Consider the following 2,309-nt stretch of genomic DNA (forward strand, 5'->3'; position numbering starts at 1 on the left):
CAAGCGCTCGATATTTACGATCAGTATGAGTTGTATAAGGTCCGGAAAATTCAATGTCTATTTGTCATATCAGGGAATTATATTGATTTTAAGCGTTATGAGAAGAGTCAGCCGCATCTTGAAAAGGCTCTTGAATTATCAAAAGAGTTAGATAATAAGAGATTGATTAGTTCTGCTCTTTATAATTTGGGTACAAATTTCGGAGATAGGGGCGACTATGAAAAGGCTGAGATATTTTTAAGGCAAGCAGTAGAGATAACCGAAAAAGCAAAACTGAGCAACTTGCCACACTCTTTATTTTCTTATGCAAAATTCCTCTTTAAACAGGGGAAAATGGCTGAGGGTATCCAAGCAAGCAAAAAAGGTTTGTCGGCCGCGGTGTACCAAGGCGATAAGCTTTTCGAAAATCTTCAGGGGTATCTGAAGGCTCTTTATGTGGATGCAGTGGATCAACAGGGAGTTAATGAAACAATTGAGTATCTGGAGAAGAATAAGAATTACTCATATGTTGAAGATATTGCTTGCGAAACTGCATCTGTTTACGCAGATTCAAGGGAGTTTGAGAATTCTTATTTTTATCATAAGAAAATGGTTGATACGCAAACACAAATTCAAAGGGGAGAGTGCCTGTATGAATTTTAAAAAGAGCATTTTCATCGTCCTGGGTCTGTCATTGACTTTAGTATGTGGGTTGGGTATGAACTCAGTAGAAAAACAAGCACAAGATACAATCAAAGTAGCTTCAGATCGCCTTCAAACTTGAACAACTTACGCCTTTCTTCGGGAAAGGCTTTTTTTAGTTCCTTCATTATAATGCATTCAAAACACCCATCTGTTTTTTTTCTTATTCCATTTCAACATCCGCTGCCGCATAAGGCTCTTGACCGCTTCACGTATAGTCTGTTCATCTTTACCGGTTTTCCTCTTCAACTCATCCAAGGAGGGATTTTTCCCGAATTGGGTCATGTTAAAGATTATCCGGTACACTTTCCGCTCGAAATCATTCATTCGAAATACCTCCTCGAGTAAATAATACCAGAACAAACATTCCCTTTTCAACTTGATATAGAACAAAGGTTCGTATAAAATACTAGTAAAGAAGGAGGGGGCGCAGCTTGCATTCATTGTTAAACCGCTCATTAAATGAAAAATCAACGCTGGACATGATCTACATAAAGAATGATGGGACAATATCGAAGAGAGCAATCATAGTACACCAAATCAAGAATCAATACATTCGTGCGTTCTGTTTTAAAAGTAGACAGACAAAAACTTTCAGGATGGATAATATTCTCGCTGTGGCCCCCTCTAATTATAGAAGGGGAATCAGCAATCATGCGTAATCTTACAAAAAGGCAAGAAGATGCTTTAAACGCGATATCGAATTTCTTAAATCAGTATGGAGTGGCCCCAACACATCGGGAGTTAATGGAGGAACTTGGTTTGCGGTCCACCAGTTCGGTAAAGGGGCTGCTGGATAGGTTAAGAGAAAAGAATTACGTAACATGGCAAGAAGGATTACCGCGGACAATTAAATTATTATAAGGAAGAGCCCTGGATAAGTAAGGGCTCTTTTTTTTGACCGGCTCCAAACGTCTTATCTTGAGTGGGGGACGAATTGGGGACGAACTAAATTGTACGAGATCATTTTAAAACTGTCTAAAACATTAACACATATAACGAAACCCTTTTATAACAGGGAATATCCCTTTAAATAATTCTAAGACTTTAATTGACCTCTTCCATGGTAAGGAAGAGGTCAGCGGTTCGAGCCCGCTTGGAAGCTTATCTAAATACGTTGATCTGAAGCAGTTTCCGCATGTTATGGAACTGTTATTTTTTGTTTAGTTCAGTAAAAATCTGTTGCTGATTGTACCAGTTAAGGTATAGGTATTTAGCGCGTCTTCTAATGAAGCCTTTCTTCAAGGATGCAAAAGAGATTAACATAATTAATTGTTAAACGGTATTGACTTTTATCAAAACCTTGATATAATTACTTTTGTCATAATGAACAGTATGCTTTAGATTAGTCTGCGGGTTATACCGTTTGGAGTTTTACTGAATAAATAACAATACAGTTTTTGGTTATCTGATGCTGTATTCTGGCTGTACATTACATTTTTACTTGCGGAAGTAGTTCAGTGGTAGAACATCACCTTGCCAAGGTGGGGGTCGCGGGTTCGAATCCCGTCTTCCGCTCCATTTTATCCCAACGGGATATTGTGAAATTGATTGCGCCCGTAGCTCAATTGGATAGAGCGTTTGACTACGGATCAAAAGGTTAGGGGTTCGACTCCTCTCGGGCGCGC

Annotated in this window: 3 protein-coding genes and 2 tRNA genes; 4 read left to right on the forward strand and 1 reads right to left on the reverse strand. The window is 38.8% G+C overall.

What is annotated here, in order from left to right; all coding sequences use genetic code 11:
• A partial coding sequence (locus G9F75_RS19635; protein WP_167409329.1) for a tetratricopeptide repeat protein occupies positions 1-642 on the forward strand: 642 nt, incomplete at its 5' end.
• A gap of 177 nt (positions 643-819) precedes the next feature.
• Here the strand turns inward: G9F75_RS19635 and G9F75_RS20230 are convergent.
• On the reverse strand, positions 820-1,008 hold the full coding sequence (locus tag G9F75_RS20230; RefSeq protein WP_021494573.1) for a hypothetical protein: 189 nt from the start codon (positions 1,006-1,008) through the stop codon (positions 820-822).
• Positions 1,009-1,335: 327 nt separating this feature from the next.
• Here G9F75_RS20230 and G9F75_RS19640 point away from each other — a divergent pair, with 327 nt between their 5' ends.
• The 3 genes from G9F75_RS19640 to G9F75_RS19650 all read left to right on the forward strand — a co-directional run bounded on the left by G9F75_RS19640 (position 1,336) and on the right by G9F75_RS19650 (position 2,308).
• Positions 1,336-1,545, forward strand: coding sequence for a LexA family protein (locus tag G9F75_RS19640; RefSeq protein WP_021494575.1), 210 nt, complete (start codon positions 1,336-1,338; stop codon positions 1,543-1,545).
• A gap of 582 nt (positions 1,546-2,127) precedes the next feature.
• Positions 2,128-2,202, forward strand: a tRNA-Gly gene (locus G9F75_RS19645).
• Between the two features lie 32 nt (positions 2,203-2,234).
• Positions 2,235-2,308, forward strand: a tRNA-Arg gene (locus G9F75_RS19650).
• The last annotated feature ends 1 nt before the right edge of the window (position 2,309 follow it).

It is taken from the genome of Bacillus sp. EKM208B (assembly GCF_011800725.1).
Taxonomy (GTDB): Bacteria; Bacillota; Bacilli; order Bacillales; family Bacillaceae; genus Bacillus; species Bacillus velezensis.

Excerpts from the sequence above, each read along its gene's own strand:
- G9F75_RS20230 (WP_021494573.1), bottom strand. The coding sequence starts at position 1,008 with ATGAATGATTTCGAGCGGAAAGTGTACCGGATAATCTTTAACATGACC.
- G9F75_RS19640 (WP_021494575.1), top strand. The coding sequence starts at position 1,336 with ATGCGTAATCTTACAAAAAGGCAAGAAGATGCTTTAAACGCGATATCG.